Source organism: Archangium lipolyticum, assembly GCF_024623785.1.
Taxonomy (GTDB): Bacteria; Myxococcota; Myxococcia; order Myxococcales; family Myxococcaceae; genus Archangium; species Archangium lipolyticum.
This window is the reverse complement of record NZ_JANKBZ010000006.1, coordinates 292657-318728: the sequence shown is the minus strand read 5'-3', so window position 1 is coordinate 318728 and position 26072 is coordinate 292657. Positions and strand designations below refer to the sequence as shown.

Genomic DNA, 26072 nt, shown 5'->3' with positions numbered 1-26072 from the left:
CGGGGCCGGGTCCGCTCAGCTCCCGGCACCCTCGTGCGCCGGAGTCTCCTTGGCCGGGGACGCATTGCCGCCCCGGGAGCCCAGCAGTGTGCGCCACGCGGTGGCGAGCAGGATGATGGTGCCGCCCACGAGCGCCCACTTCCCGGGCCTCTCGCCCGCGAAGAGGAAGGTCCACACCGGGTTGAGCACCGGCTCCAGCAGGATGAGCAGCGAGGCCTCCACCGCGGGCGTCTCGCGCAGACCACGCTGGAAGAGGGCGTAGGCCATGCCGAGCTGGAACACGCCGAGGAAGACGAGCAGCCCGAGGTCCAGCGCCGTGGGCGCGGGTCCTCCGAGCGCGGGCAACAGTACGCTGGCGCCGGCGATGAGGTTGCCCCACACGAGCACCGCGGAGCCCTCCTCGCCCACCGCGCGCAGCCCGAGGATGCACAGGGCGAAGGCGAGGCCCGAGGCCAGGGCCAGCACGTTGCCCAGGAGCTGCCCGGGGTCGAGCTGGTCGAGGAAGAAGAGGCTCAGGCCGAGCAGGAACACGGGGACGGCGGCCAGCTCGCCGCGGGAGGGGCGCTCGCGCAGCAGGAGCGGCGACAGGAGCAACACGTAGAGCGGCGCGGTGTCCTGCAGGAAGATGGCGTTGGCCGAGGTGGTGAGCTTGTTGGCGAGGATGAAGAGCACCACCGTGCCCGCGTAGGCCACCGCCGCGGCGATGCCTCGCCAGGACAGACGCCGGCGGCCGGCGGGGATGGCGAGCGCGAGCACCAGCGCGGCGACGAGGGAGCGCCCGGAGGCGATCTGCCAGCCCGAAAGGGTGGACAGCTTCACGGCGGCGCCGGCCGTGGACCAGAGCACGGCGGCGGCGAGGAGGTAGAGGCGGGAGCGGAGCATGGCGGCGCGGGTGACTCATACGCCGGGCACACCGGGAAAGCTACCGCCGCCGGATGGAGCGCACGAGGGGCGGCTAGGCCCCCAGGAAGCGGCGGTACCGGGCCTCGAGCGCCATGTAGACGGCATAGGCCACGAGGCCCGCCGCGGCCAGGGCCAGCAGCACCGCCCCGTAGGGTTGGGCCGCGAGCGTCGCCAGGGCGCCGTCCAGTCCATGGGCCCGCCGCGGGTTGGCGGTGAGCGCCGCCTGGACGAGGAACACGCCCATCATCACGAACACCAGGCCTCGCGCGAGGATGCCCAGCTTGGAGATGCGCACCGCCCACTCGGCCTGGTGCGGCCGCATCCCGTCCAGCCGCAGCTTGTCGCGGAACTTCTCCTTCCACGCCTTGTAGGCCTGCCAGATGCCGACTCCGGCGATGACGAGGCCCACCACGGCCACCAGGGCCTGTCCGAAGGGCTGCGACATCAACCGGGCCGTCCACGTCTGGGCGCTCTGGTCTCCATGCCCGCCGCCGCCTCCGCTGCCCAGCACCAGGCGGAAGGCCGACACCGCGAGGAAGGTGTAGACGCCCGCGCTCACGAGATAGCCCGCTCGCGTGACGAGCCCCTTCGCGCCGGTGCCCTTGCCATCCGGATCCATCCAGGCCTGCACCACGCGCCAGAGGACGTAACCCACCATGCCCACGGCCACGACCGCGAGCAGCACCGTGCCCCCGGTCTGCTGGGACAGCGTGGTCAGTGCGCCATGGGTATCGGTCGTCTCGCCGCCCTGGCCGAAGGCCACCTGCAGCGCGAGCACCCCGATGACCGCGTACACCACGCCCTTGGCCAGGTAGCCCAGGCGGGCAAGCCGCTCCGTCCAGGGGTTGTGCATCGCCTGGGTCCCGAGGTGGTCTCCCTGCCGCTTCAGCTCCGAGGCCTTCCGGCCAATCTCGTTCGCCATCGTCCCTCCCGTCCTCTGGCGTTTCCAAAGGTAGGCACACGCGGCGGCGTGCCAGGGAGGGCGCTCGGAAGGCCGTATGGTCTCCGAGCGGACGGGCTAGAACGCGAAGCGGCTGAGCACCGGGTAGTGGTCCGACGTGGTGGTGCCGTACTGGGGGATGTCGCTGCCCGGCATCACGCGCTGGGCCGAGCCGCTCACGTAATTCGAGAGCAGCTCGTTGCTGACGAGCTGGTGGTCGATGAACTGGGTGTTGTTCACCGTGCTTCGCTGGCCCGCGAGGGACAGGGGCCGGGTGAGGAAGCTGTACTCCGCCGGAGCGTCGAGGAAGTTCCTGTACGGCGTGGGCATGTAGCCGTTGACGACGTTGGGGTCGCGGGTGATGGAGACGTCCACGTCGTCGTTCCAGTCTCCGAGCACGAGGACGCGCGCATCCGGCAGGTTCGTGTCCAGATAGTCCTGGAGCGCCAGCGCCGCCCGCTGGCGGCGGTCATAGGACTCCACGTCGGAGAGCGCCTTCATGTGCAGCACGATGGCCACCAGGTCCACGCTCACCCCGTTGCGGGTGATGCGCAGGTCCACGCGCAGCGGAGGCCGCGTGCCGAAGTCGTAGTTGCTCGAGGTCAGGATGAGCTTCGCGTCCCGCACGGTGACCACGTCCGGCCGGTAGAGGATGCCCACCTTCTGCTCGGAGTCCGAGTAGTAGTACGAGCCGGAGGGGATGCGCGGGTCACTGGCCATGAAGCCGTCGTAGCCGGGCAGCTGCTGCTTCAGTGCCGCGAAGTGCGTGGCATCGACGAGCTCCGCCAGGCCCCAGAAGTCCGCTCCGGCCGTGGAGATGATCTTCCGCGCGTTGTCGAGCTGGAGCTGCTCGTCGGCCGGACCGTCGGCCGTGGACCCGAACCACTCGAGGTTCCAGTTGCCCGCGCTGAACGCCAGGGAAGACGTGCCCGCATCCCCGGCCGTTCCGGCATCACCACCGGGAAGGCCCGCGTCCGCTCTCGTCCCGGCATCGTGGAGCGGGTCGTCCTGCTCGGAGGGCCTCTGGCAGGCGCAAAGGAGGGTGAGAACGGCGAGCGTTCCCAGCAGGCGGATGAGCGGAAGGGGGCGTGGCATGGCCTACTGAGCCGCCAGGATGCGGCGCAGCTCGTCCTTGTCGTTGGAGTACTGGAAGGACTCGTACAGCTTGAAGCTGTTCTCCATGTCCAGCAGGTGCGGGCGCATCAGGCGCAGGGCCTTCAGCTTGTCCTTGGAGAAGTTGATGTGGCGGAGGATGTCCTGCGTCTGGGCCACCAGGAAGTACTGGGAGGAGGCCGCCTGCTCCAGCACGGCGAGCTGATCATCCGCGAAGGGCTCGTTGCGGATGGCCGCCACCAGCGAGCGCAGCATGGCATCGGTGATGGGCTGCGCCGTGGGCGGGTGCGGCTGCGGCAAAGGAGGCGGCGGACGCGAGGGCTCCGGGCGCTGCGCCGGTGGGGCGTTCGTCACCTGCCGGCCCACCTCCTTGAGGTCCGCGCGGGCGCTGTCGATCAGCTGCTGGAGCTGCCGGTCCTTCTTCGCCCGGCCCGCGGCGGTGGCGAGCTTCTCGTTGATGCTCGCGAGCTGAAGGATGAGCGCGTCACGCTCCACCACCACCGGGTTGCCCGCCGTGTCCGGGAAGCCCGTGGTGCCCGGGTTGCCGTTGGGCGGAGGCGGCCGGACCGGCGCGGTCTGGGGGGCGGATTTGGCCTCCGTGCTCTTCTCCGTGCTCTTGTTCTGGGCCAGGGCCGGGACGGCCAGCAGGGTCGCCACGGCAATCAGTACCGCTCTCATCCGTCTCTCCAGGGGTGAGGATTGTTTTGTACGCCGGACAGGTGTGCAGTCTGATGGATGTTCCCGCGCTCGCCCGACTGGCGAATCAGTATAGCCTGCCCGGCTCCGGGCCCAGCGGCTCGCACCGCCCGTGATGGAGGAGAGAGACTGATGGCCGAGAAATGGGACAAGCAGCTGATGGACTTCCTCAAGCGCTCCGGTGAGGAGCTCAAGCGCACCGGCGAGGAGCTCAAGACCGAGGCGCAGCGGCTGATGGTGGAGGTGAAGGACCCCGCCAAGCAGGCCAAGGTGAGGGAGGGGCTGGAGAACCTGCGCACCTGGGCGGTGGCCACGGGCAAGCAGGCGGCGGAGCGGCTCGAGTCGGCCGTGCGCCACGTCGAGGACACCGTCGAGGGTGCTTTCAAGGAGCAGGCGGCCTCCGCGCCGGCTCCCCAGCCGAGCCCGGAGCCCGGCCCCCGGCAGGAGTCGAGTCCCCGCTCCGAACCGGCGCCCCGTCCCCAGGCCGCGAAGAAGGCGGGCACCAAGTCCATCGGCCGCAAGAAGACGGCCGCCAAGGCTCCCGCCCAGAAGACCGCCGCCAAGAAGGCCGCGGCCAGGAAGGGCCCCCAGAAGTCCATCGGCCGCAAGAAGCCCTCCCGCCCGGCGACCTGACGTCTGGGAGGCGGGAAAGGGGCGGCCAACCTCCGGCCGCCCCCAGGGCGGTTGGATCGACCCCGGCCCCATGACATAGTGCGCGCGTGGCCGACTCGAACCGCGACGAGAAGGGCAGCTTCCAGACCCACATCTCTCAAGACGTCATCGACGCCGCGCTGAAGAGCGTGGAGCGTCGCGCCGAGACTCCCCCTCCGGAGGAGGACGAGGCGTCCCTGGGCGGGAGGACGCAAGAGGTGGAATTCCCCGAGGGTGGACGGACGCTGGATGTGGAGCTTCCCGAAGGGGGGATGACCCTGGAGGTGGACATGCCGCCGTCCGTCTTCGAGGAGCCCTCCACCCGCTCCGACGACACCTTCGCGCTGGCGACCGCGCTGGAGCAGACCCGGCGCGAGCTGGCGGAGGCGCGCCAGCAGCTGGAGCAGTCCCAGCGCGAGCTGGGGGAGACGCGCCAGCAGCTCGAGTTCAGCCAGTCCAAGGGCCGCGAGATGATGGAGCGCCTCAAGGACAGCCACGAGCGCGGCCTGCGCGCCACGGCCGACCTGGAGAACTACAAGAAGCGCGCCCAGAAGGAGAAGGAGGAGGTCCAGAAGTTCGGCTCCGAGCGCCTGCTCAAGGACTTCCTCCCGGTGGTGGACAACCTGGACCGCGCGCTGGAGGCGGCCCAGAAGTCCTCTGATTTCGAGAGCCTCCGCACGGGCGTGGAGATGACGCGCAAGCTCTTCGACAGCGCGTTCGGCAAGCATGGCGTGAAGGGCTTCTCCGCCGTCGGCCAGCCGTTCGACCCGCGCCTGCACGAGGCCATGCAGCAGGTGGAGAGCGCCGCGGTGCCCTCGGGCCACGTCCTCTACGAGGCCGTGCGCGGCTACATGCTCAATGAGCGGTTGATGCGGCCCGCGCTGGTCGTGGTGGCGCGCGCGCCGGAGAACGCGCCGCCCGCGCCCGAGCCGACTTCTTCAAGCGCAACGCCGGAGGGTGAGCCCACGGGGGGGACCACCACCGCGAAGCCCGGAACCACTCCCTCGGGGAGCCAGTAGGACGTCATGGGCAAGGTGATTGGAATCGATCTGGGGACGACGAACTCGTGCGTCGCCGTCATGGAGGGTGGCGAGCCGGTGGTCATCCCCAACAGCGAGGGCAGCCGCACCACGCCGTCGATGGTGGGTTTCACCGAGTCCGGTGAGCGCCTGGTGGGGCAGATCGCCAAGCGTCAGGGCATCACCAATCCGGAGAACACGGTCTTCGCCGTCAAGCGGCTCATCGGCCGCAAGTTCGACTCGCCCGAGGCCAAGAAGGCCATCAGCGTGAGTCCCTTCCGCGTGGTGCCCAGCCCCAACGGGGACGCCTGGGTGGAGATCCGCGGCAAGGGCTACAGCCCGCCGGAAGTCAGCGCCATCGTGCTGATGAAGATGAAGCAGACGGCGGAGGACTACCTCGGCGAGCCCGTCACCGAGGCGGTCATCACCGTTCCCGCCTACTTCAACGACAGCCAGCGCCAGGCCACCAAGGACGCGGGCCGCATCGCCGGCCTCAACGTGCTGCGCATCATCAACGAGCCCACGGCCGCGGCGCTCGCCTACGGCCTGGACAAGGTGCGTGACATCGGCGCCGAGCGCATCGCCGTGTACGACCTGGGCGGCGGCACGTTCGATATCTCCATCCTGGAGCTCAACTCGGGCGTCTTCGAGGTCAAGAGCACCAACGGCGACACCTTCCTGGGTGGCGAGGACTTCGACCAGCGCCTCATCGACTTCCTGGCCAAGCGCTTCGCCGAGCAGAACAACGGCCTGGACCTGCGCAAGGACCGCATGGCGCTGCAGCGCCTGAAGGAGGCCGCCGAGCGCGCCAAGCACGAGCTGTCCAGCGCCACGGAGACGGAGGTCAACCTCCCCTTCATCACCGCGGACGCCACCGGCCCCAAGCACCTCACCGAGACGGTCGAGCGCGCCACCTTCGAGGCGCTGGTGGCCGACCTGGTGGAGCGCTCCATCGAGCCGTGCCGCATCGCGCTCAAGGACGCGGGCATCACCGCGCAGCAGATCCACCAGGTGCTGCTGGTGGGCGGCATGACGCGCATGCCGGCGGTGCAGCAGAAGGTGAAGGCGTTCTTCGGCAAGGAGCCGCACAAGGGCATCAACCCGGACGAGGTCGTCGCCGTGGGCGCGGCCATCCAGGGCGGCGTGCTCAAGGGCGAGGTGAAGGACGTCCTCCTGCTGGACGTGACGCCGCTGTCGCTCGGTGTCGAGACGGCCGGCGGTGTCTTCACGAAGATCATCGACAAGAACACCACCATCCCCTGCAAGAAGGGCCAGGTGTTCTCCACGGCGGTGGACAACCAGCCGCTGGTGTCCGTGCACGTGCTCCAGGGTGAGCGCGAGATGGCGGTGGACAACAAGACGCTGGCCCGCTTCGAGCTGGTGGGCATCCCTCCCGCGCCCCGGGGCGTGCCGCAGATCGAGGTGTCCTTCGACATCGACGCCAACGGCATCGTGCACGTGAGCGCCAAGGACCTGGGCACCGGGAAGATCCAGCAGGTGCGCGTGGTGGGCAACTCCGGCCTGTCCGAGGCGGAGATCCAGGCGATGATCTCCGACGCCCAGGCCAACCAGGCCAACGACAAGCTCAAGAAGGAGCTGGCCGAGCTGCGCAACAACTGCGACTCGCTCCTCTACACCACCGAGAAGAGCCTGGAGGAGTACGGCAATGTGCTCCAGGAGAAGGACCGGACGGAGATCAAGGCCGATCTGGACCGCCTCAAGGAACTGCTGACGGGCTCGGATCCGGCCGCCATCAAGGAGGCCTACCAGCAACTGGAGACCAGCGCCTACCGCATCGCGGACGCCCTCTACGCGGACCAGTCGAAGTCGGGCTCCTGAGCCCCGCGCGGGCCCCCTTCCCGGGGCCCGCCTCCCCGGTGTTCAATGCGCACCGTGGAATTCCCCTCGCTCGAAGCAGAAGTCGCCTTTCTGCGCGGCCTCACCGCCGTGGTGCGGATGGCGGATCACATCCTCGAGGACTGCCTGGAGCGAGGCATGGACCTCGACACGGCGGTGGATGTGTTCCTCACCCAGTGCGCGCGGCTGGTGCACGCCTCCGCCGGCTTCGTCTGTCTCCGGGGCACGTCGGGCCCGGTGCTCACCCGGGTGCTGGGCCAGCTGGAGGTGGACGTCTTCGAGGCCACGAAGTGGACGGGCCCGCACCGCCTGAAGGACGGGCGGATGCTCTTCTGCTCCCAGCTGGCGCTCGGCAAGCTGGAGCTGGGCACCCTGGGGTTGGTGGTGGAGGGGCGCTTCGACGACGGCGGCCAGCTGGTGATGAAGCTGGTGGACGCCATCGGCGACCAGCTGGACAACGCGGTGGTGGCCTTCCTCGCGTTCTCCGACGGGCGCAACGTGCTGGAGCGGCTGGACGACCTGGCCCCGCAGGACGATGACCCGGTGACGGGGCCGCGCGGGCGCATCGGCCGCTACGAGCTGGTGACACCGCTGGGCACCGGCGGTATGGCACAGGTGCTGGTGGCGCGCACGCGGGGCCCCGAGGGGCTCGGCCGGCTGGTGGCGCTCAAGCGCATCCTCCCGCACCTGGCCTCGGACCCGGACATCGTGAAGCAGTTCCTGGACGAGGCGCGCATCGGGTTGCGGCTGTCACACCCCAACCTCGTCACCTTCTACGACTTCGGTGAGGCCCAGGGCGCCTACTTCCTGGTGATGGAGCTGGTGCGCGGGGTGGACTTCGATCGGCTCCTGAAGACCACGCGTCCCTCTCCGGCCGTGACGGTGGCCGTCGTCATCCAGGCGCTGCACGGGTTGCACGCGGCCCACATCGCCAGGGCGGAGGACGGGGTGCCGCTGAACCTGGTGCACCGCGACTTGTCGCCGCACAACCTGATGGTGGGCTTCGACGGGCGGGTGAAGGTGCTGGACTTCGGCGTGGCCAAGGCGCGCGCCCAGCGCACGGTGACGCTGCCGGGCATCGTGAAGGGCAAGCCCCTCTACATGTCACCGGAGCAGGCGCGGGGCCACCGCCTGGACGCGCGCAGCGACCTCTTCGCCGTGGGCCTCATCCTCTTCGAGGCGCTCACCGGCGTGCGCGCGTTCGACCGCGGGGACGAGCTGGAGTCCATGCACGCCATCTGTGACGACACGCTGGGCCGTCCCAGCAGCATCGCCCTGCCCGTGTGGGAGGTGATGGAGGTGGCGCTCTCGAAGAAGCCGGAGGGCCGTTACGTCAACGCGCTCCAGATGGCGGAGGCGCTGGCGGAGGCGTGCCCCCCGGCGCGCGACGTGGAGGTGGGCCGGCTCGTGTCCGCCCACTTCCCCGAGCGCCTGCGCGGCTTCGAGCGCCTGGAGCGTGTCCACCTCACGGGGAACACGGCGAGCGCGCCCTCCGAGTCGACCCGGCTGCGCGCCGCCGCCTCCGCCAAGAACGACCGCTCGGGCCGTTAGAGGCCACGCTTCGTCGGGTCGTCCTCGCCGCTGAGGTCCAACTTGCGCGTGCCCGCGTCGCTCCGGGGAGCCACGCGGCGGGGCTCGTCATAGAGCTCGTCCCCGTGGATGATGGTCCTCTCGTCCAGCAGCGCGCGCTCACGGGCCGACTCCTCCTCCGCGCGCAGGGCCGCGGGCCGCTCCGTCACCGGGGGGCCGGGGGGGATGGGGGTGTCCACACCCCGGGTCGTGGCGATCGGACGGGTGCCGATGCTCCGGTCCTCCTCGGTGAGGATGGGGCTGGCCCGGGCACCCTCCGTGTTGTACGGCCCGATCTCCTGGTTGCCCAGGTCCTCCGTGCGCAGCTCCTCGGGCCGGTGGCCGAAGGGGAGCCCCGTGCGCTCACCCGCGTTCAGCCACGCGGCGTTCGTGGCCGCCTCGTGTCCGATCTTGCTGGTTCCGGTTCCGTAGGGCACCTCGTCGGAGAACGTCCGCAGGCTCTCCTTGCCGTGGGCCAGGATGATCTCCCCGTTGCGCAGCTCGCTGATCTCCGCGTAGCGCACGGCGTAGTCCTTGGGAAAGAAAAGACCCTTCTCGATATGGAATTCCGTCTCGCCCACGGCGTACACCTTGCCGAGCTTGTGGCCGTCGACACTGCGGACCGTCATGCCTTCCTTGATGTCTGTGCGCTGATACATGTCCGCCTCCTGGTGGGGTTCGTCTCCGACAAAGGTGGGAGCCGGGGGGGCGGGACGTCAGTCTCCGGGAGGAGGGCAGGCGAGGCTCGGCCGCTCGGTGGCCCCAGAGGGGTCTGGATAACGCACCAGGACGCAGGGTGGAAAAAAAGGCAGGAGAGCCGGACAGCGAGCCGTTGCGAGCTTGACCCCTCTTCCGGGTCCCCATAGAAAACCGGGGCTTTGCCGTGGCCTTTCCCAGGAGATCCCCCCATGCGCCGTTTCGCCCCGATGCTCATCGCCGCGTTCGCGCTGTTCGCGGCCGCGTGTGAGAAGAAGACGCAGCCCGCTCCCTCTGGTGAGGCGGCGCCTGGTGGCCAGGCTGCCCAGCCGGCCAACACAGGAGGCACGCCCGGTGGTTCGGACACCATCCTGCTGGGCGAGGTGGGAAGCCTCACCGGTGCCCAGGCCACCTTCGGTATCTCCACCCGCAACGGTATCGACCTGGCCCTCAAGGAGGCCAACGCCGCCGGTGGGGTGAAGGGCAAGAAGCTGGCCGTGCGCGTCTACGACGATCAGGGCAAGCCCGAGGAGGCCGCCCAGGCCGTCACCCGCCTCATCACCCAGGACAAGGTGGTCCTCATCCTGGGCGAGGTGGCCTCGTCCAACTCCCTGGCCATGGCCGAGAAGGCCCAGGCGGCCGGCGTGCCGATGATCACCCCCTCGTCCACCAATCCCGCGGTGACGGACAAGGGCGACTTCATCTTCCGCGTCTGCTTCATCGACCCGTTCCAGGGCTTCGTGATGGCGAAGTTCGCCCGCGAGAACCTGCAGCTCAACCAGGTGGCCATCTTCCAGGACAACAAGAGCGCCTACTCCATCGGCCTCACGGACGTGTTCAGCCGCAAGTTCACCGAGATGGGCGGGAAGATCACCGCCACGGAGAGCTACTCGCAGGGCGACACCGACTTCCGCGCGCAGCTCACGGCCATCAAGCGCACCAAGCCGCAGGCCATCTACGTTCCGGGCTACTACAACGACGTGGGCATCATCGCGCGCCAGGCGCGCGAGCAGGGCCTGACGGTGCCGCTGATGGGCGGTGACGGCTGGGATTCGGAGAAGCTGTTCGAGCTGGCCGGCAACGCGCTGGATGGCAGCTACTTCTCGAACCACTACTCGCCGGACAACCCGGATCCGAAGGTGCAGAAGTTCATCGCGGACTACAAGGCGGCGTACGGCGGCGTGCCGGACGCGCTGGCGGCGCTGGGCTACGACTCGGCCAAGGTGGCGATCGCCGCCATCGAGAAGGCCAAGGACCTGAGCGGCCCGGCCATCCGGGACGCCATCGCCCAGACCAAGGACTTCCCGGGCGTGGCCGGCACCATCACGCTGGACAAGAACCGCAACGCCGTGAAGTCGGCCGTCATCCTCAAGATCGGCGACGGCAAGACCACGTTCGTCACCAGCGTCAACCCGTAATGTCCCAGCTCCTCCAGCACCTCATCAACGGCATCGCCGCTGGCACCATCTACGCGCTCGTCGCGCTCGGCTACACGATGGTCTACGGCGTGCTCAAGCTCATCAACTTCGCCCATGGCGACGTGATGATGGTCGGCGTGTACATGGGCTACTCGACGGCCTTCATGCTCGGCCGCCAGGCGCAGGGCACGCTCTGGGGCGTGCTGCTCATCTTCCTGGTGGCGATGGGGGGCTGCGCGCTGATGGGCTTCCTCATCGAGCGCTTCGCCTACCGGCCGCTGCGCGAGAAGCCCCGGCTCACCGCGCTCATCACGGCGATCGGCATCTCGTTCACGCTCTCGTACGGCTTCCAGCTGGACATCGGCTTCCTGCCGGGCGCCGCGCCGCGGGCCTTCCCGCAGATCATCAAGCCCGCCATGTGGTTCACCGTCGGAGACCCCGAGTTCCCGGACGTGGTGCTGTGGAACTGGCAGGTCATCTCCCTGCTGCTGGCGGTGGGGCTGATGGCGGGCCTGCAGTACCTCGTCTTCCGCACCCGCTTCGGGCGGGCGATGCGGGCGGTCTCCTTCGACCACCGCGTGGCGGCGCTGATGGGCATCCCCACCGACCGCGTCATCTCGCTGACGTTCATGATTGGCAGCGCGCTGGCGGCGGGAGCGGGTCTGCTCTACGCCATCAAGGACACCTCGGTGAGCCCGCTGATGGGGCTGTACGTGGGCCTCAAGGCCTTCGTGGCGGCGGTCATCGGCGGTATCGGCAACGTGCCGGGGGCCATGGTGGGCGGGCTGCTGCTGGGTCTGGTGGAGGAGTTCGTGGTAGGCTACGCCGCGAGCACCTGGCGTGACGCGGTGGCCTTCGGCTTCCTCATCCTCGTGCTGCTCGTCCGGCCCGGAGGTCTGTTCGGCCGGGTCGCGGCAGAGAAGGTCTGACGCCGCGCATGCATACCGCCGCTGCCGTCTCTTCTGGTTCCGGGAAGCCCTCCGGGATTCCCGCCCCGCTCCGGGGCATCTTCCCCCTGTTGGTGGCCCTGCCGGTGCTGCTCCTCCTGGAGTGGCTGCTGAGCAACTCGCCCTTCGCCACCTACCTGTTGTCCATCATGGGGGTGAACATCATCCTCGCGGTGAGCCTCAACATCGTGAACGGGATGACGGGGCAGTTCTCCATCGGCCACGCGGGCTTCATGGCGGTGGGGGCCTACCTCTCCGGCGTGACAGCGCTGGCCCTCAAGGACGTGGCCATCTCCTTCCTGCCGGTGGCGGCGAGCGACCAGGTGCTCCTGGTGGTGACGCTGCTGGTGGGCGGTATCGCCGCGGCCCTCTGCGGCTTCCTGGTGGGCCTGCCTTCGCTGCGCCTGCGCGGTGACTACCTGGCCATCGTGACGCTGGGCTTCGGGGAGATCATCCGCGTGGCGGTGCAGAACACCGAGGCCTTCGGCAAGGCGCTGGGGCTGAGCGGGATTCCGCAGACGTCCTCGGTGGCCATGGTGGGCTTCTGGGTGTTCCTGGTGGTGCTGGTGGCGCGCCGCATCGCCGCCTCCAGCCACGGCCGTAGCCTGTGGGCCATCCGCGAGGACGAGGTGGCCGCCGAGGCCATGGGCGTCAACACCACGGGCTACAAGGTGCGCGCCTTCGTCATCTCCTCCTTCTTCGCGGGCGTGGCGGGCGGGCTGTTCGCGCACTTCGTCCCCATCATCAACCCCGGCTCCTTCACCTTCGTGAAGTCGATGGAGATCGTCGTGATGGTGGTGCTGGGCGGACTGGGCTCGACGACGGGCGCCATCGTGGCGGCGGTGTTCCTCACGCTGCTGCCCGAGGGGCTGCGCTCGGCCTTCACCGCCTTCGGGGCGGAGGGCAGCCTGGCACAGAAGGTCGATCAGATCCGCATGCCCGTGTACGGCATGCTGCTGGTGGTGCTGATGCTGGCACGGCCACAGGGTCTGTTCGGCACGAGGGAAATCTGGGAGATCCTGCCGCGGTGGATTCCGCGCCGCCGGAAGGGGATGTGATGAGCGGGCCACTGCTCGAGGCGGTGGGGGTGAGCATCCAGTTCGGGGGCCTCAAGGCGCTCTCGGACTTCAATCTCGCCATCCACAAGGGAGACCTGCAGGGGCTGATCGGCCCCAACGGCGCGGGCAAGACGACGGCGTTCAACGTGCTGACCGGCGTGTACCAGCCCACCCAGGGCGAGGTGCGCGTGTGCGGGCAGCGGGTGAACGGGCGGCTGCCGCATCAGATCAACCACCTGGGACTGGCGCGCACCTTCCAGAACATCCGCCTGTTCCGGGCGCTGACGGCGCTGGACAACGTGAAGGTGGCGTGCCGGGCGCAGGGGGCGCTGAACCCCGAGGGCGTGGGGCTGGGCGCGAAGTTCCGCGGGGCGATGAGCAACTACCGCGACTGGTGGCGGGCGCTGCTGCTGACGCCGGGCTTCCAGGCCGAGGAGCGCGAGCTCACGGAGCAGGCCGAGCGCCTGCTGGAGGTGATGGGGCTTTCGCACCGGCGCAACGAGGAGGCGCGCAACCTGCCCTACGGCGAGCAGCGGCGGTTGGAGATCGCCCGCGCGCTGGGCACGAGGCCCAAGGTGCTGCTGCTGGACGAGCCGGCGGCGGGCATGAACACCCGCGAGAAGGCGGACCTGATGGTGCTGATCCGCAAACTCCGGGACGACTTCAACCTGGGCATCCTGGTCATCGAGCATGACATGAAGCTCGTGATGGGCATCTGCGAGAAGATCACGGTGCTGGACCACGGCGAGACGATCGCCCGGGGAGCGCCGGCCGAGGTGCGCAGCGACCGGAAGGTCATCGAGGCGTACCTGGGAGACAGCTACCTGGAGTCGCAGGGAGGGGCGGCGTGAACGAGGCTCAGGTGAAGGTGCTGGGTGCGCGCCAGGAGTTCCCGCCGCTGCTGGCGGTGAACGACGTGAAGGTGTCGTACGGGGCCATCCAGGCGCTCCGGGGCGTGACGCTGACGGTGGGCAAGGGCGAGGTGGTGGCGCTCATCGGGGCCAACGGAGCGGGGAAGACGAGCACGCTGCGCGCGGTGAGCGGGATGCTCAAGCCGGTGGGCGGGCGCATCTCGCTCGAGGGTCACGACATCACGGGGGCGAAGGCGCACCAGCTGGTGCCTCGGGGCATGGCGCACGCGCCCGAGGGCCGGGGTGTGTTCCCCAACCTCACGGTGCTGGAGAACCTGGAGCTGGGTGCGTACCTGCGCAACGACGCGGAGGGAATCGCGGCGGACATGGAGAAGAGCTACGCGCTCTTCCCTCGGCTGAAGGACCGGCGCAAGCAGCTGGCGGGGACGCTGTCGGGAGGAGAGCAGCAGATGCTGGCGATCGCCCGCGCGCTGCTGAGCCGGCCGAAGCTGCTGTTGCTGGACGAGCCCTCGCTGGGACTGGCGCCGCAGGTGACGGAGACGATCTTCCGCAACCTGAGGGACGTGAACGCGGCGGGGGTGAGCATCCTGCTGGTGGAGCAGAACGCGCACCTGGCGCTGAACTTCGCCCATTACGGCTACGTGCTGGAGACGGGCGAGGTGGTGATGGCGGGAGCGGGCAAGGCGCTGCTGGACAGCCCGGAGATCCGCAAGGCCTACCTCGGCGAGTAACCGGATTCCCACCCGTGTATGCCCCCTCTCCCTCTGGGAGAGGGCTGGGGTGAGGGTATTGGCTTCCCACCCGAGTTCCACGCGCTGACCTGACCGGAAAAGACTGCTAGCATTGCTGACCAGGGAGGTCACGTGCTCGCTACGCTTCTCCGGATGGCGCTGGTGCTGGTGACGCTCGTGGCGTCAGCGGCGGGAGCGCGGCCCGGGCCGGTGGCGGCGCGGGTGCTGAAGGCACGACAGGTGGTGCTGCGCGAGGGGCCCGGCGAGTCGGGGGAGGTGCGCGTCCATCCGGACTACCTCACCACGCTGGCCTTCGAGGCGGACGTGGCGCCTGGCATCGTGGAGGTGGAAGACCCCGAGCGCATTCGCGTGCTGGGCGCGCAGGGGCGGGTGGTGGTGCTCGAGCCCGTGCGGGAGCTGGCCGAGGGGGAGCGGGTGCCGCTGCGGGTGAGCTTCACGCGGGGCAGCACGGTGACACGGGCCGTGCTGATGCTCGTGCCGCACCCGTCCGAGGTGGACACGGAGGTGCGGGTGGCGCTCTCGGAGAAGCTCGCGCGGGTGGTGGGTCCGGCGGAGCCGGGTGAGCCGTCGACACTGATGCAGCAGTTGTTGGCGGGTGTGTGGGTTCTGGGAGAGCGGATCGACGGGCGCATGCTCCACGCCAGCATCTTCCCTCTGGGCATCAAGGCGGGATCGCCCTGGATGTACCAACTGGGAATGCAACGGGTTGTCGCTATTCCCGTGAGCAATCGGGCGGGAGAGCCACCGTGGGAACCGCGAGTGGTGTGGTTGACCAGTCCGGTGCTCGGCCCGAAGCCGGTGGCCCTGTCCGCGCGAATGCGCGTTCCCCGGCTCATGCCGGGAGTGCGCGAGTGGGTATTCGTGGAGTGGCCATTGAAAACGGAGGCATTTCATTTGGAGATACGGGAGCGGGAATCAGGGCGGGGCTTCCAGGTGGAATGGGGAGGGCCCCCATGAGTGGCAAGTCCTCCTCTTCGACGGCGCCCACGAGTTCGGGTGGGGATGCGCTGCCGGTGGTGCCAGTGGACGATGCGTTTCCTCGCGGGTTGTCGGCGGGGATGTGCGTGGGCCCCTGGCGCATCCTGCGGTGGTTGGGGCAGGGCGGTTATGGGGTGGTGTACCTCTCGGAGGACACACGGCCGGGATTGGCTGGCGGCATGTTGGAACCCGTGGCGCTGAAGCTGGCCGTGGGCCGGACGCCGGACGAGGAGCCGCAGGCGAGGCGAAGGCTGCTGCGAGAGGCGGAAATCCTGCGCCGGATCGTGCACCCGGGAGTAGTGCGCTGCCTCGGACAGGGCGAGCACCAGGGTGTGCCCTATCTGGTACTGGAGTACCTACCGGGTCCGAACCTCTACGAGTGGTCGGCTCAGCGCAACCGGACGGCGCGGGAGGTGATGGGCCAGGTGGGCTCACTGGCACTGGCATTGGAGGCCGTGCACGGAGCGGGGGTGTTCCATCGGGACCTGAAGGGCGAAAACATCATCGTTCGTGAGAAGGACGACCAGCCGGTGCTGCTGGATTTCGGCGTGGGGGATCATGAGGGCGCAGTCACCCTCACCGGCTCGGGGCTGCCACCGGGCACCGCGCACTACCGCAGCCCCGAGGCGGTTCGCTTCCTCCTGACGGAGCAGGCGCAGGCCCGGTATCGCTTCACGCTCGCGGACGAGCTCTACGCATTGGGAGTCATCCTCTACCGGCTGCTGACGGACGAATACCCCTTCTCGCCCGAGCTGTTCCGGCCCCTGCTCTACGAGAGAATCGAGCAGGCGGAGCCCTCCCCGCCGGTGCTGCTCAACCCGCGCGTCCCGCGTTCCGCCAGTGAGCTGGCCATGCGCCTGTTGTCCAAGCGGCCGGAGGCGCGGGGTGGAAGCGCCCGGGAGGTCTACACGGCCATCCAGGCAGCCCTGTCGGATGGAGACAGCCAGTGGGACGAATTCCTCTTCCAATGGGACGATGGTCCCTCCACGCACTCGCGGTCGACGGAAAAGGCGGGGATTCAGGGACCCATCGCACCCGGGCATGAGGCGGCGCTCATGCATGCTGCGGCGCGTGCGCGTGAGCTGCGGTGGCAGTTGAGGAAGAATCGGGCATTGCGCAAGCGACCTCGCATCCCCGCTCCCACCGAGGCAGTCCCGGCCGCTTCATCGCGGTCCGAGCGCAGGCGACCGGGTACGAGGAGCGCGTGGGTGCTGTTGGCTGTCGCATGCCTTTCGGGTCTGGTGTGGTCTATTCGTGAGCCAGGGGCGTCACGTACCGCGCCCTGGAGGTCTCCGATGAAGGAAGCTCCTGTGAATACCCAGAATGCCCGTGGTGACCTGCCACAGCAGGAAGCCGAGGACGGTTCCACCGTGAAGGAAGACGCTCATCCGTCGTTGGAGAGGTGTGCCGCGGCGCTCGCGGCGGGTCTGGTCCTCTCCGCCTGCGCGGGAGTCCCAGCACAGCCTCCTCGGCGGGAGTGTCCGAAGGAGGCACTTTCCACCATGGACAGGCTGAGGGTGCCCCTGGATAGCCCCATGTTCGTGCATGTCGACGTCAATCAGCCCGGAGAGTACTCAGATGTCGCGAACTTCCGAGAAGGTCCCATCGTGAGCGAGACCGTCACGAGTCTCTACGGGTTCAAGGGATACCTGCCACTGGGCACTCTGCTGTACGGCTATCTATGGACGCGGGGCGAGCGCATCGTCGCCCACTACGACCGAGCGAAGTTGCCAACAGGGGAGATCGTCCCCGTGTGCTTCGCGTTCGGGGCGGGTGACGGAAGACAGGGGGCTCCCAGGCAATGGGATCCCAGTCCACCCGGGACGGCGAACATTCCCAAACAATTTTCCGTCGTCGCGGTCGACCACTTCGAGTAGCGGGCCCGCGCCAGAGGCTTCAGGGCAGGAGGACGTGGACGCTCACGCCACCAGGACCCGCCGAGAGGGCTGCGGTTCCGGGGGTGGACGAGGTCTGGCGGTCATTGAGCCAGAGGTAGACACCCGCGCCCGCGAGCGCGGCGCCCACGGCCGCGCTCACGCCCGCGATGGTGCGCTTGCTGTTGGCCTCCTTGCGAAGCTCGACGATGCCGTCCAACTCGTCCTGGGCCGGGAATTGGTTGTTCGCGTAGGGCTTGTTGGAATCGATCATCGCGTTGTTGCCGGCGATGGCGAAGTAGCCCGCGAGCCCGAGCGCCACGACCCCCGCGCCCGCGGCACCGTAGGCCGCGGGGCGCTTCCAGTTCTTCCAGATGCTGGGGCCCTCCTGCTTCACGGCGATGGCCTCGGGCGGAGCGGGTTGTGGGGTGGGAGCCGTCTCGGCCTGGGCCGTGCCCGTGGTGGACTGCGCGGGTGGGGGAGTCGTCACGGGCGGGGCTGGGGCCGGGGGCTGCTCGATGAGCGGCGCGATCTTCACGGGGACGATGGAGAGCTGCTCGCGCAGGCGGGTGATGGCGGTGCGGACGAGCTCCACCTGGGGCTGGCCACGACTGCGGATCTGGATGCTCTTCTGGTCGATCACCTCGCCCTTGGAGTCCACCACGAGGCCGGAGACGCGCGTGAGCTGCCCGGGGAGGACGGTGATGAGCACGGCGCGGCTGGCCTGGGTTGCGGTGGCGAGCTTGCCCAGACACTCGGCGGGCTTCCTGGCGAGCGTGCACGAGCCCTTGGCCTCCTTGTCGAGGAAGGCGCTGACCTGGTCGGAGGACACGAGCTGTGCGTCGCTGCGGGCGATCTCCGTGGCGCAGGTGGCCTGGAGGTCCTGGACCTTGTTCTTGTCCTTCTCGCCGACGATGGCACACGGGTGTAGGGCGACGAAGTCCGTCTGGGCCCGGGCAGCAGGGGCGAGCAGCAGGCCGAGGGCGAGGAGCAGAGCGGGTCGCGAGGAGGAAGACTGTTGCACGGTGGACTCCTCGAGAAGGGACAGGCCGTACGCGGAAGCAGGGAGCGATGGGGGAGAGCCGCGCAGGCGGGCTCGCTTCCGTGAGTAGGGGCACCATGCTATCCCCCCGGATCGGGCCGTCAAAGGGTTTGGAGAGGTGACTGTGATGCTGCGCAAGGTCCTCGCAACGGTACTGCTGCTGGGGGCGCTCTCGGGATGTACCGTGCCGGCTCGAACGTGCACGACGGACGATGATTGCCGGACGAACGGCGGCGATGGCCTCTGCGATACGCGGGTGAATCTCTGCTACGCGGGCAACAAGGAGGTCAGTGGAGACCAGTGCAACCCGGCGTGTGCGCCGTATGAGGCGTGTACGAAGTCGGACGGCTGCGTGCCGAGGTACACGGGCCTGGTGGTGACGCCGGGTGACGGCGGTCTGGTGGGTGGGGGCGCGGTCACGGTGCGGGCGGAGTTGGTTGCGGACCCCACGTTCGAGCTGAAATTCCCAGAGACCCTGAGCTTCAGCGTGGCTCGGAGTGACGGCGGAACGGGCGGTTCGCTGGGGACAGTCTCGGGAAGCGCGGGGGTCTACACCGCGCAGTGGACGCCGCCAGCCGGAGATGGCGTGTTCCTCCTGACGGCGGCGTATCCGGACGGCGGTAGCCCGAGCACCACGGTCCATCTGACGGTGGATGCGACTCCGCCCACGTTCGTGGTGACGGTGCCACCTGCGGATGCGGGTACATCTGGTGGGGGCACGACGTACGGAGACCCCGAGTCGGGCTTTGCTAACGCATGGAGGCGTGACCAGGTATTGCCAGTGGAGATTCGGACGAACGACCCAAACCTGGAGCCGTCCTCTCTGACAGTCACGCTGAGAGGCACGGATGGGGGATTCGCGCCTGCGGTACCTGTCACGCCGTTCGTATCGAGCCAGGGCTGTGACTCGGTCTTCTGTGGAGTGGCTCAGGTGAAACTGTGGGAGCCACCTTTCAATGCCTTCCGCGGTGCGATGCAGATCGATGTGCAGGGCAAGGACAAGGCTGGCAACGCGGGGACTGGGTCGAGCAGCGTGAACATGACGCGCTGGAAGTGGGTGTTTGATGCTAGCACCGGAGGCGCTCTCATCAGAACTCCTGCTGCCATTGGTGCTCAAGGCACCATCTATGTCGGCACTGCAGCTGGTTCGGTGGGAACGGTTATTGCTGTGCAGCCCGAGGGAAGGAAACAATGGGAGCTTCCTGTTGGAGCTGTTGTTAGTGGGCCACTCGTTGGGGCATTGAGTGGTGGTGGTATTGAGACTGTGTATGTCGGAATCAATACTAGCGCAGGTGATGCTGCATTGGTGTCTATCAATGGGAGCACTGGCGCAGAGCGGATTCGGTGTTCTGCCACCAGCGGTCAAATCTCAAGCAACCTGGCACTGCAGACCACGGATGCTGGTATCGAAACGGCGATCGCGGTGGCAAATATCGGGACAGAAGGGAGCATCCGAGCGATCCGCCCGGAGGCGAGTGGGGAGAAGTGCCCGGTCACTGGTCCCGTGGATCTCAGTCAGACAATCGAAGGTCCAGGGCCTCTCGTCGTGCAGAACCAGTTCGTTTTCTTTTCCAATGATAGTTATGAGCTGACGAGCTACCAGTTCACCAATAGCAACGTTCGGTCTGGTTGGCCGGTACCAAATGCATCCCAGGTGACTGGTTTGGCATTGGTGGGGAATGATGTTGTTGGCGCGTATGGCGGGGCTCGCACTCAAGGCGCAGTGTTGTCCATTTCTAATTCAGGTAGCACCACGACGCCTGCGACGCCGGCTTGGTTGTATTCCTCAAGTGGAAGGACTGAGCAATTCGTTGTTGGGCAGAACAATGTCGTGTTCTTCGGTGCGGGCAATCTAAGTGGAGGCAAGGCGGGCCTGGCCGCGATCACTTTGGGGGGCAGTGATATCAGGGCTTTCCCGGCTGGAGCAGGTGCATTCAAGAGCGCGCCCATTCTCGGTCGGGATGGTGCTCTGTACGCTGTAGGTACGGAGGGAACTACGGGAACGGTGGGGGCTTGGTCCAGCGACACTCTTACCAACATCTGGACGCTGCCTGGCGGGGTCGGTCTCAATGCGCTGTCGCCCGCTATGGACTGTGCGCGAGACGTCTCGGGAGTAGGCCGGGCAGAGCAGGTTGGCGTTCTCTACGTGCCCGCAGGAGGCAAGCTGTACGCCTTCGTCGTGGACAGCCGGGGCCTCGACCCGGATGCGCCTTGGCCCAAGTACCAGCACGACTCTCGCAACACCGGTAACCCGAATACCCCTATCTCCTCGTGCCAGTGAGATGACGGACTGTTCCTCTCCCTAGCCGCCTCTCCCCCTACTCGGACGTAGCGACCGGCGGCGGACTCGTCTAGGGTCCGCCGCTGGTTCGTTCACCCACCACCTTCAGGACTCGCACATATGTCATCGCTGTCCCGATTGCTCTCCGCCCTCGTCACCCTCTCGCTCCTCGGCGCCGCCTGCGCCACCAAGGAGGGCGCCACCGCTTCCTCCACCGTCGAGGAGGTCTCCTCCAGCGAGAGCACTCCCGTCGAGCGCGCCAAGCCCCAGCTCCAGAAGCTCTCTCCCCCCGAGAACTTCTCCGTGATGATCCCCGGTGAGCCCCAGGCCCAGCGCGGCGAGGTCGCCATCCCCGGCGGCAAGGTGATCACCGCCGCCTGGACCTCCAACGTCGAGGGCGTCCTCTACTCCATCAGCACCGCCGACTACCCCGAGAAGGTCGTCGCCGCCAACCCCGCCGCCGCCTTCCTCAACGAGGGCAAGAACGGCCTCGTCAACCAGCTCAAGGGCACCATCAAGTCCGAGGAGGACGTCACCGTCCAGGGCTACCCCGGCAAGGCCTTCGTCGTCTCCTCCGACGCCGGTGAGGTCAAGGCCCGCAACTTCCTCGTCGGCCCCCGCCTCTACACCCTCCTCGTCCTCTACAACCCGAGCATCGGCGCTCCCGCCGCCGATGACTTCCTCACCTCGCTCGAGCTGATCAACCCGCCGCCTGCCGTCACCCCGGCCTCCTCCGCCGCCGCCGCTGACGGTGGCACCCCCACCACCGACGGTGGCGCTGCCTCCTCCGGCGCTGGCTCCGCGGCCGCCGACGCTGGCACTGGCTCCACGGACGCCGGTACCGCGACGCCCCGCCGGTAGTTCCTCCTCCCGGGGCGGGGTCTCTTCTCCGGGCGTCCCGCTCCAGCCGGTCTCCTGTCTCCGGCTGGGGCCTCGCGCCAACCCCCCTTCATCCCGCGGCAACGTGCGGGGCTGTCTCGCACGACCACGACGCGCGGAGGCACTCCATGTGGGACCCCCAGCAGTACGCGCACTTCCGCGATGCTCGCAAGCGCCCCTTCTTCGAGCTGCTCGCCCGGGTGCCCGCTTCCGCTCCCTCCCTCGTCGCGGACCTCGGTTGTGGCACGGGTGACCTCACGCTGACTCTCGCTGAACGCTGGCCCGGTTCGCGCGTGCTCGGGGTCGACTCCTCCGAGGCCATGGTCTCCGAGGCGCTCCGCCGCACCGCTCCGGAGCGCGTCCGCTTCGAGCTCGCCGACCTCGCGCGCTGGGCCCCTTCCGCCCCGCTCGACGTGCTCGTCTCCAATGCCGCCCTCCACTGGTTGCCCGACCATGCCGCCTTGCTGTCTCGGCTGGTGGGACTGCTCGCTCCGGGCGGCGTGCTCGCCTTCCAGGTGCCCGCCAACTTCGAGGAGCCCTCGCACCGGCGCATCGACGAGGTGCGCGCGCTGCCCAGGTTCGCTCCCGCGCTCGCCTCCGTGCGCCGCGGGCATGCCGAGCCGCTCGCCTTCTACGAGGCGCACCTGTCAGCGCTCGGCTTCGCCGTGGATGCCTGGGAGACGGCGTACCTCCATGTGCTCCCGGGTGAGGACGCGGTCCTGCAGTGGCTGCTCGGCACGACGCTCCGGCCGGTGCTCTCGGCCTTGGGCCCCTCGGAGGGCGAGGCCTTCCTCGATACCCTCCGGCCCCTCCTGCGCCAGGACTACCCGGCCGCACCGCACGGCACACCCTTCCTGTTTCGTCGGCGCTTCGTCGTGGCGATGCGCCCCTCCGCCTCCTGAGGGGCCGCGCTCACTGTGGCCAGTGGGCCACCCCGCCGTCGTGGCCCACCACCCAGAGGTTCTCCGGGCTGCTCCCGGCGATATCTCGGAGGATCACTCCCCCGCTGAGCTGGAACAGCTCGTTCCAACTGGTGCCGTTGAACCGGTACACCCGGCCGGTGCCCGTGACGACGTAGACAGAGGAACTTCCGAACGCCAACACCGAGAGCAGGTCCTCTGTTGGGGAGGGCCCCGAGTGCTTGCTCCACTTCGTCCCATTCCAGCGAAGGACGGAGTTGCTCTCACCCACGGCGTAGGCGAGCTTGGAATTGACGACCCAGACTCCCCGGAGTCGTCCTGCCTCCACGCCCGGGATGTTCTGAACCAGCTCGTTCTCCCAGTCGTTCTGGGTGGGCCTGAAGCGGTAGATGCGAGGTTGGGCCGGGCTCGTGAACCCGCCCACCGCGAAGAGCACGTCCCGAGAGACACCGTGGATATCCCAGAGCGGACCCAACTGATCGGGGTTGGTGTTGGGCGTACTCGTGCTCCCATCCGTCCAGAACACGCGTCCTAGCGAGGTGTTGTCCTCATCCACCCCGACCGCGAAGCCCTCGAGGCCTCCGTTCGCGCGGGTCAATCCGAAGACGCCTCTCACGTCGGTATTCGTGGCGGGGGGCGCCGCCATGCAGCTCGCGGCACCGAGCGGATGGTACCCGGTGGCGGCGGTGTTGCCGCCCAGTGTGGCGTTGCCGTTGCGCGGGTCCGCCCAGATTCCGTACCACACGCCCGTGCAGTGCCCGGCCAGGTCCTGGAACGTCGCCTGTCCTGGCTCGCGCAGGCGCAGGGCGTTGGTGCCGCCCGCGATCCAGACGCCTCCATCCCCCCAGATGGAGACCGACCGCCAGAGGTCCGTGCCCATCGACTGGGCCACCCACTTCCCGCCGCCCGCCGGGCACGTGCCGGGCTCGTCCGCCGTGCCGTTGCAGTCATTGTCCTCCAGGTCGCACAGCTCTCCCGCGTCCGCGTGCGTGAAGGGGTTTCCGTCGTTGCAGTCGCCCGCCTGGAGGATGTAGCCCGCGTCCGGCGTGCAGGTCAGCACGCCCGCGTCCTCCTTCCCGTACTGGTCGAGGTCGTCATCCGGGTAGTGGTTCGACGGCGGAGTGACATAGGCGCACTGCGTGCCTCCGTCCGCCGCGCACGCCGTCACTCCCGCGCAGCCCAGGCCCGGGTTGCAGCCCGCATCCAGGTTGAAGGTCTCGTCCTGCGGTCCGTCGCAGTCGTTGTCCAGCCCGTCGCAGATCTCCGGTGCGTTGACGTACACGTTCGCCCGGGTGTCGTCGCAGTCATTCGCGTTGTTGACGTAGCCGGCGCGGGTGGGGCCGCAGTTCGTCACGCCCGCGTCCGCCTGGCCTCGCGTGTCCTGGTCGTTGTCCGGGTACAGCACGGTGGGCGTGGGGCTGTTGCACATCGTGCCTCCATCCGTGGCGCAGGCCAGCTGGCCTCCGCATCCCGCCTGCCCCGTGCAGCTGTTCCCCAGGCCCAGCCCCTGGTCCCTCTTCCCGTCACAATCGTCGTCCACGTCGTTGCACAACTCGGTGGCGCTGGTGTTGCGCCGCGGGTTGGTGTCGTCGCAGTCGAGCTCATTGGCCACGTAGCCCTCGGGCTTCTTGCAGCTCGTGAGGCCCGGACCCTGGGCACCCTCGCCGTCCCTGTCCACGTCGGGATGCCACTGGCCCGGCTTGTTGGCCGAGCAGGTGTGTACTCCCTGTGAGTCGCAGAACCAGATGCCCTGGCACCCATCCGTGCTCGCGCACTCCGTTCCTACGTCGAAGCCCTCGTCCTGCTTGTCGTCGCAGTTGTCGTCCCTGCCATTGCAGAGCTCCCGCGCGTCAGGATTCACGCCGGTCTCCGCGTCGTCGCAGTCGTGGCCGCCCGCATCGTCGGAGACGTAGCCGTCTCCGTCCTTGTCGCTGGCCGCCAGCGCCAGCGTCTCCTCGGCCACTCGGCCCTTCTCCACCGTCACCGTCCGCAGGTCGGTGGCCACTGGAGGCGACTCCGTCGTGCACGTCTTCTCGAAGGCCTCGGCCTTCACGGTCAGGCTGTTGCTCCATCCAGCCTCGCGAAAGGCGGCCACCGTCACCGTGCCGCCCGTGACCTCGCCCTTGCCCGCGAGCTCCGTCGTGCGCTCCTCTCCCGCTCCCTCCGCGTCCTTCACGCTCACCCGAAGGCAGCCCGGTCTGAATCCGGAGTAGGAGACGGTCAGCTTCACCGCCCCCTCGTGGTTGCTTCGACAAGCGGTGAGGGCCAGCAGGCCAACGAGGAGCACGAGCACGAAACGCGGGGGCATGGCCTCCCATTATGCCCTTACTCCTCCAGCGGCACCGTCCCTCCGTGGCTCTCCCGCGGCGCCGGTCCCGGTTTCTTCACCTCGAGTGTGCCTGGCCGCTCCAGCTTCCCGGAGTCCTCAGGTGTAACAGTGCCAGCAGCGCGAATACCCTCACCCTAGCCCTCTCCCAGAGGGAGAGGGGACTTGCCCAGCGGGAACTCGGCTCGCGGGTGGTACTTGCCTCCCAGGCTCTCGAAGAGGACCAGCCGGTCCACCCGCGTCTCTCCCCACTTCGCGTCCCGCAGCGCCCTCACGCACTCGGCCAGCTCCCGGTCTCCTCTCGGTACCTTCGAACGCGCCAGCGTGAGGTGCGCCGCGTAGTCGCGGTGCTCGGGCTCGAAGCCCAACGGCCTCAGCACGTCCACGACGTCCGCCTGTAGTGCTCCCAGTGCCTTCGTGTCCCCACCCACTCCCGCCCAGAGCACCCGCGGGTGTGACGGCGCTCCGAAGCCGCCTCCTCCCTCGATGCTCAGCGTCAGCGGCTCGTGGGCCGGGCCCACGGGCGCGAGGGCTTCCTTCAGCTCGGGCAGCCGCTCCGCCGCCACATCCCCGAGGAAGTGCAGGGTGAGGTGCAGGTTCGCCGGAGGCACCCAGCGCGCGTGCCGTGCCAGTCCCTTGAGGCGCTGGATGGCGGCCGTGGCCTCGGACTCGATCGCTTCCCCGAGTGTGACGGCGACGAAGAGGCGCATACCGGTTCATCCCTCCGCCGGACGCGCCACCCGGCGCGGCCACAGCGCATAGGCCCAGAAGGGCAGGAAGAGGAGGAGTTCCACCATCACCACGTGCAGGCCCCGCGCGGAGAGCATTCCCGCGCCAATGGGCGCCACGGGGATGGGGCGCATCGGGAAGAAGTAGCGGGCCTGGGTGAAGGGCCAGAGGAGCGCCGCGCCCAGGCCTCCCGTGGTCATCGCGTCCAGCAGGCCATGGCTGCCCACCGCCACGAGGGTCAGCATCCCCGCCTTCAGCGCCGGCCTCCGGAGCACTCGTGCCCCCACCGCCACCCCCAGCGCCGTCACCGCCGCCAGGACGAGCGAGTGCGACGCCCCTCGGTGCCCCCACTCCGCCTGGTACGGAATCCTCAGCTTGAAGGCGATGACGTCCGCGTCCGGCAGCATCGCCAGCGCGGACATCAGCAGCATGCTGGCGGCCACGCGCCCCGGCGGCGCCGCTCCCGCGCCAATGCGTCCCAGTGCCATTCCCACCGCTACGTGACCGAAGCTCGCCATGCGATTCCCCAGGATACACCAGCCCTCCTCTGGA

At 68.5% G+C, this 26072-nt stretch carries 23 protein-coding genes; 14 read left to right on the top strand and 9 right to left on the bottom strand.

Annotated elements, in window-relative coordinates:
* Positions 1 to 15 precede the first annotated feature (15 nt).
* The 4 genes from NR810_RS16240 to NR810_RS16225 form a co-directional block, all read right to left on the bottom strand.
* Entirely contained in the window at positions 16 to 882 is an 867-nt protein-coding gene (locus tag NR810_RS16240; RefSeq protein ID WP_257453519.1) for a DMT family transporter, read from the bottom strand.
* A gap of 73 nt (positions 883 to 955) precedes the next feature.
* Positions 956 to 1825 carry a DUF1206 domain-containing protein gene (locus NR810_RS16235; protein WP_257453518.1) on the bottom strand — a complete coding sequence of 290 codons (870 nt, stop codon included), beginning with the start codon at positions 1823 to 1825 and terminating at the stop codon, positions 956 to 958.
* Between the two features lie 96 nt (positions 1826 to 1921).
* The gene (locus NR810_RS16230) at positions 1922 to 2938 is read right to left on the bottom strand and encodes an endonuclease/exonuclease/phosphatase family protein (RefSeq protein ID WP_257453517.1); all 1017 of its coding nucleotides are present in this window, start codon (positions 2936 to 2938) and stop codon (positions 1922 to 1924) included.
* 3 nt (positions 2939 to 2941) lie between these two features.
* Positions 2942 to 3634, bottom strand: coding sequence for a DUF4476 domain-containing protein (locus NR810_RS16225; RefSeq protein ID WP_257453516.1), 693 nt, complete (start codon positions 3632 to 3634; stop codon positions 2942 to 2944).
* Between the two features lie 150 nt (positions 3635 to 3784).
* Here NR810_RS16225 and NR810_RS16220 point away from each other — a divergent pair, with 150 nt between their 5' ends.
* The 4 genes from NR810_RS16220 to NR810_RS16205 all read left to right on the top strand — a co-directional run bounded on the left by NR810_RS16220 (position 3785) and on the right by NR810_RS16205 (position 8730).
* Positions 3785 to 4285 (top strand): transcriptional regulator, encoded by a 501-nt coding sequence (locus NR810_RS16220; protein WP_257453515.1) that lies wholly within the window; start codon positions 3785 to 3787, stop codon positions 4283 to 4285.
* A gap of 86 nt (positions 4286 to 4371) precedes the next feature.
* Entirely contained in the window at positions 4372 to 5322 is a 951-nt protein-coding gene (gene grpE, locus NR810_RS16215; protein WP_257453514.1) for a nucleotide exchange factor GrpE, read from the top strand.
* A 6-nt stretch (positions 5323 to 5328) separates the two neighbouring features.
* Positions 5329 to 7161 (top strand): molecular chaperone DnaK, encoded by a 1833-nt coding sequence (gene dnaK, locus NR810_RS16210; protein WP_257453513.1) that lies wholly within the window; start codon positions 5329 to 5331, stop codon positions 7159 to 7161.
* Positions 7162 to 7206: 45 nt separating this feature from the next.
* Positions 7207 to 8730 carry a serine/threonine-protein kinase gene (locus NR810_RS16205; RefSeq protein WP_257453512.1) on the top strand — a complete coding sequence of 508 codons (1524 nt, stop codon included), beginning with the start codon at positions 7207 to 7209 and terminating at the stop codon, positions 8728 to 8730.
* Here NR810_RS16205 and NR810_RS16200 read toward each other — a convergent pair.
* The gene (locus NR810_RS16200; RefSeq protein WP_257453511.1) at positions 8727 to 9407 is read right to left on the bottom strand and encodes a hypothetical protein; all 681 of its coding nucleotides are present in this window, start codon (positions 9405 to 9407) and stop codon (positions 8727 to 8729) included. The two genes, NR810_RS16205 and NR810_RS16200, sit on opposite strands and share 4 nt — an antisense overlap.
* A 249-nt stretch (positions 9408 to 9656) precedes the next feature.
* Here NR810_RS16200 and NR810_RS16195 point away from each other — a divergent pair, with 249 nt between their 5' ends.
* From NR810_RS16195 to NR810_RS16165, 7 genes are all read left to right on the top strand, one after another.
* Positions 9657 to 10862: an ABC transporter substrate-binding protein gene (locus NR810_RS16195; RefSeq protein WP_257453510.1), complete on the top strand. Its 1206-nt coding sequence runs from the start codon at positions 9657 to 9659 to the stop codon at positions 10860 to 10862.
* Entirely contained in the window at positions 10862 to 11791 is a 930-nt protein-coding gene (locus NR810_RS16190; protein WP_257453509.1) for a branched-chain amino acid ABC transporter permease, read from the top strand. The genes NR810_RS16195 and NR810_RS16190 overlap by 1 nt, the downstream gene beginning before the upstream one ends.
* Before the next feature lie 8 nt (positions 11792 to 11799).
* Positions 11800 to 12867, top strand: coding sequence for a branched-chain amino acid ABC transporter permease (locus tag NR810_RS16185; protein ID WP_257453508.1), 1068 nt, complete (start codon positions 11800 to 11802; stop codon positions 12865 to 12867).
* The gene (locus NR810_RS16180) at positions 12867 to 13718 is read left to right on the top strand and encodes an ABC transporter ATP-binding protein (RefSeq protein ID WP_257453507.1); all 852 of its coding nucleotides are present in this window, start codon (positions 12867 to 12869) and stop codon (positions 13716 to 13718) included. Before NR810_RS16185 ends, NR810_RS16180 begins: the two co-directional genes overlap by 1 nt.
* Positions 13715 to 14470, top strand: a complete 756-nt coding sequence (locus NR810_RS16175; protein ID WP_257453506.1) for an ABC transporter ATP-binding protein — start codon at positions 13715 to 13717, stop codon at positions 14468 to 14470. Before NR810_RS16180 ends, NR810_RS16175 begins: the two co-directional genes overlap by 4 nt.
* A 132-nt stretch (positions 14471 to 14602) precedes the next feature.
* A complete protein-coding gene (locus NR810_RS16170; protein WP_257453505.1) occupies positions 14603 to 15448 on the top strand; it encodes a DUF2381 family protein in 846 nt (281 codons plus the stop codon).
* On the top strand, positions 15445 to 17346 hold the full coding sequence (locus NR810_RS16165; protein ID WP_257453504.1) for a serine/threonine protein kinase: 1902 nt from the start codon (positions 15445 to 15447) through the stop codon (positions 17344 to 17346). Before NR810_RS16170 ends, NR810_RS16165 begins: the two co-directional genes overlap by 4 nt.
* A 19-nt stretch (positions 17347 to 17365) precedes the next feature.
* Here NR810_RS16165 and NR810_RS16160 read toward each other — a convergent pair whose 3' ends face one another.
* Positions 17366 to 18367, bottom strand: a complete 1002-nt coding sequence (locus NR810_RS16160; RefSeq protein WP_257453503.1) for a hypothetical protein — start codon at positions 18365 to 18367, stop codon at positions 17366 to 17368.
* 145 nt (positions 18368 to 18512) lie between these two features.
* Between NR810_RS16160 and NR810_RS16155 the strand changes: the two genes are divergently transcribed.
* From NR810_RS16155 to NR810_RS16145, 3 genes are all read left to right on the top strand, one after another.
* Positions 18513 to 20666: a hypothetical protein gene (locus NR810_RS16155; RefSeq protein WP_257453502.1), complete on the top strand. Its 2154-nt coding sequence runs from the start codon at positions 18513 to 18515 to the stop codon at positions 20664 to 20666.
* A 120-nt stretch (positions 20667 to 20786) separates the two neighbouring features.
* Complete coding sequence (locus tag NR810_RS16150; protein ID WP_257453501.1) at positions 20787 to 21527, top strand: hypothetical protein; 741 nt, start codon at positions 20787 to 20789, stop codon at positions 21525 to 21527.
* Between the two features lie 146 nt (positions 21528 to 21673).
* Positions 21674 to 22447 (top strand): methyltransferase domain-containing protein, encoded by a 774-nt coding sequence (locus NR810_RS16145; RefSeq protein WP_257453500.1) that lies wholly within the window; start codon positions 21674 to 21676, stop codon positions 22445 to 22447.
* 10 nt (positions 22448 to 22457) lie between these two features.
* Here NR810_RS16145 and NR810_RS16140 read toward each other — a convergent pair whose 3' ends face one another.
* The 3 genes from NR810_RS16140 to NR810_RS16130 all read right to left on the bottom strand — a co-directional run bounded on the left by NR810_RS16140 (position 22458) and on the right by NR810_RS16130 (position 26038).
* Positions 22458 to 24773: a putative metal-binding motif-containing protein gene (locus tag NR810_RS16140; protein WP_257453499.1), complete on the bottom strand. Its 2316-nt coding sequence runs from the start codon at positions 24771 to 24773 to the stop codon at positions 22458 to 22460.
* Between the two features lie 155 nt (positions 24774 to 24928).
* The gene (thpR, locus tag NR810_RS16135) at positions 24929 to 25501 is read right to left on the bottom strand and encodes an RNA 2',3'-cyclic phosphodiesterase (protein WP_257453498.1); all 573 of its coding nucleotides are present in this window, start codon (positions 25499 to 25501) and stop codon (positions 24929 to 24931) included.
* A 6-nt stretch (positions 25502 to 25507) separates the two neighbouring features.
* On the bottom strand, positions 25508 to 26038 hold the full coding sequence (locus NR810_RS16130; protein ID WP_257453497.1) for a metal-dependent hydrolase: 531 nt from the start codon (positions 26036 to 26038) through the stop codon (positions 25508 to 25510).
* Between the last annotated feature and the right edge of the window lie 34 nt (positions 26039 to 26072).

What these genes read in the sequence shown, in the direction of transcription:
- NR810_RS16130 (WP_257453497.1), bottom strand. Translation starts at nt 26,038, where the DNA reads ATGGCGAGCTTCGGTCACGTAGCGGTGGGAATGGCACTGGGACGCATT.
- NR810_RS16190 (WP_257453509.1), top strand. Translation starts at nt 10,862, where the DNA reads ATGTCCCAGCTCCTCCAGCACCTCATCAACGGCATCGCCGCTGGCACC.
- NR810_RS16155 (WP_257453502.1), top strand. Translation starts at nt 18,513, where the DNA reads ATGCTGCGCAAGGTCCTCGCAACGGTACTGCTGCTGGGGGCGCTCTCG.
- NR810_RS16145 (WP_257453500.1), top strand. Translation starts at nt 21,674, where the DNA reads ATGTGGGACCCCCAGCAGTACGCGCACTTCCGCGATGCTCGCAAGCGC.
- NR810_RS16225 (WP_257453516.1), bottom strand. Translation starts at nt 3,634, where the DNA reads ATGAGAGCGGTACTGATTGCCGTGGCGACCCTGCTGGCCGTCCCGGCC.
- thpR (WP_257453498.1), bottom strand. Translation starts at nt 25,501, where the DNA reads ATGCGCCTCTTCGTCGCCGTCACACTCGGGGAAGCGATCGAGTCCGAG.
- NR810_RS16230 (WP_257453517.1), bottom strand. Translation starts at nt 2,938, where the DNA reads ATGCCACGCCCCCTTCCGCTCATCCGCCTGCTGGGAACGCTCGCCGTT.
- NR810_RS16235 (WP_257453518.1), bottom strand. Translation starts at nt 1,825, where the DNA reads ATGGCGAACGAGATTGGCCGGAAGGCCTCGGAGCTGAAGCGGCAGGGA.
- NR810_RS16220 (WP_257453515.1), top strand. Translation starts at nt 3,785, where the DNA reads ATGGCCGAGAAATGGGACAAGCAGCTGATGGACTTCCTCAAGCGCTCC.
- NR810_RS16205 (WP_257453512.1), top strand. Translation starts at nt 7,207, where the DNA reads ATGCGCACCGTGGAATTCCCCTCGCTCGAAGCAGAAGTCGCCTTTCTG.
- dnaK (WP_257453513.1), top strand. Translation starts at nt 5,329, where the DNA reads ATGGGCAAGGTGATTGGAATCGATCTGGGGACGACGAACTCGTGCGTC.
- NR810_RS16195 (WP_257453510.1), top strand. Translation starts at nt 9,657, where the DNA reads ATGCGCCGTTTCGCCCCGATGCTCATCGCCGCGTTCGCGCTGTTCGCG.
- NR810_RS16180 (WP_257453507.1), top strand. Translation starts at nt 12,867, where the DNA reads ATGAGCGGGCCACTGCTCGAGGCGGTGGGGGTGAGCATCCAGTTCGGG.
- NR810_RS16140 (WP_257453499.1), bottom strand. Translation starts at nt 24,773, where the DNA reads ATGCCCCCGCGTTTCGTGCTCGTGCTCCTCGTTGGCCTGCTGGCCCTC.
- NR810_RS16150 (WP_257453501.1), top strand. Translation starts at nt 20,787, where the DNA reads ATGTCATCGCTGTCCCGATTGCTCTCCGCCCTCGTCACCCTCTCGCTC.
- NR810_RS16185 (WP_257453508.1), top strand. Translation starts at nt 11,800, where the DNA reads ATGCATACCGCCGCTGCCGTCTCTTCTGGTTCCGGGAAGCCCTCCGGG.
- NR810_RS16240 (WP_257453519.1), bottom strand. Translation starts at nt 882, where the DNA reads ATGCTCCGCTCCCGCCTCTACCTCCTCGCCGCCGCCGTGCTCTGGTCC.
- NR810_RS16200 (WP_257453511.1), bottom strand. Translation starts at nt 9,407, where the DNA reads ATGTATCAGCGCACAGACATCAAGGAAGGCATGACGGTCCGCAGTGTC.
- NR810_RS16165 (WP_257453504.1), top strand. Translation starts at nt 15,445, where the DNA reads ATGAGTGGCAAGTCCTCCTCTTCGACGGCGCCCACGAGTTCGGGTGGG.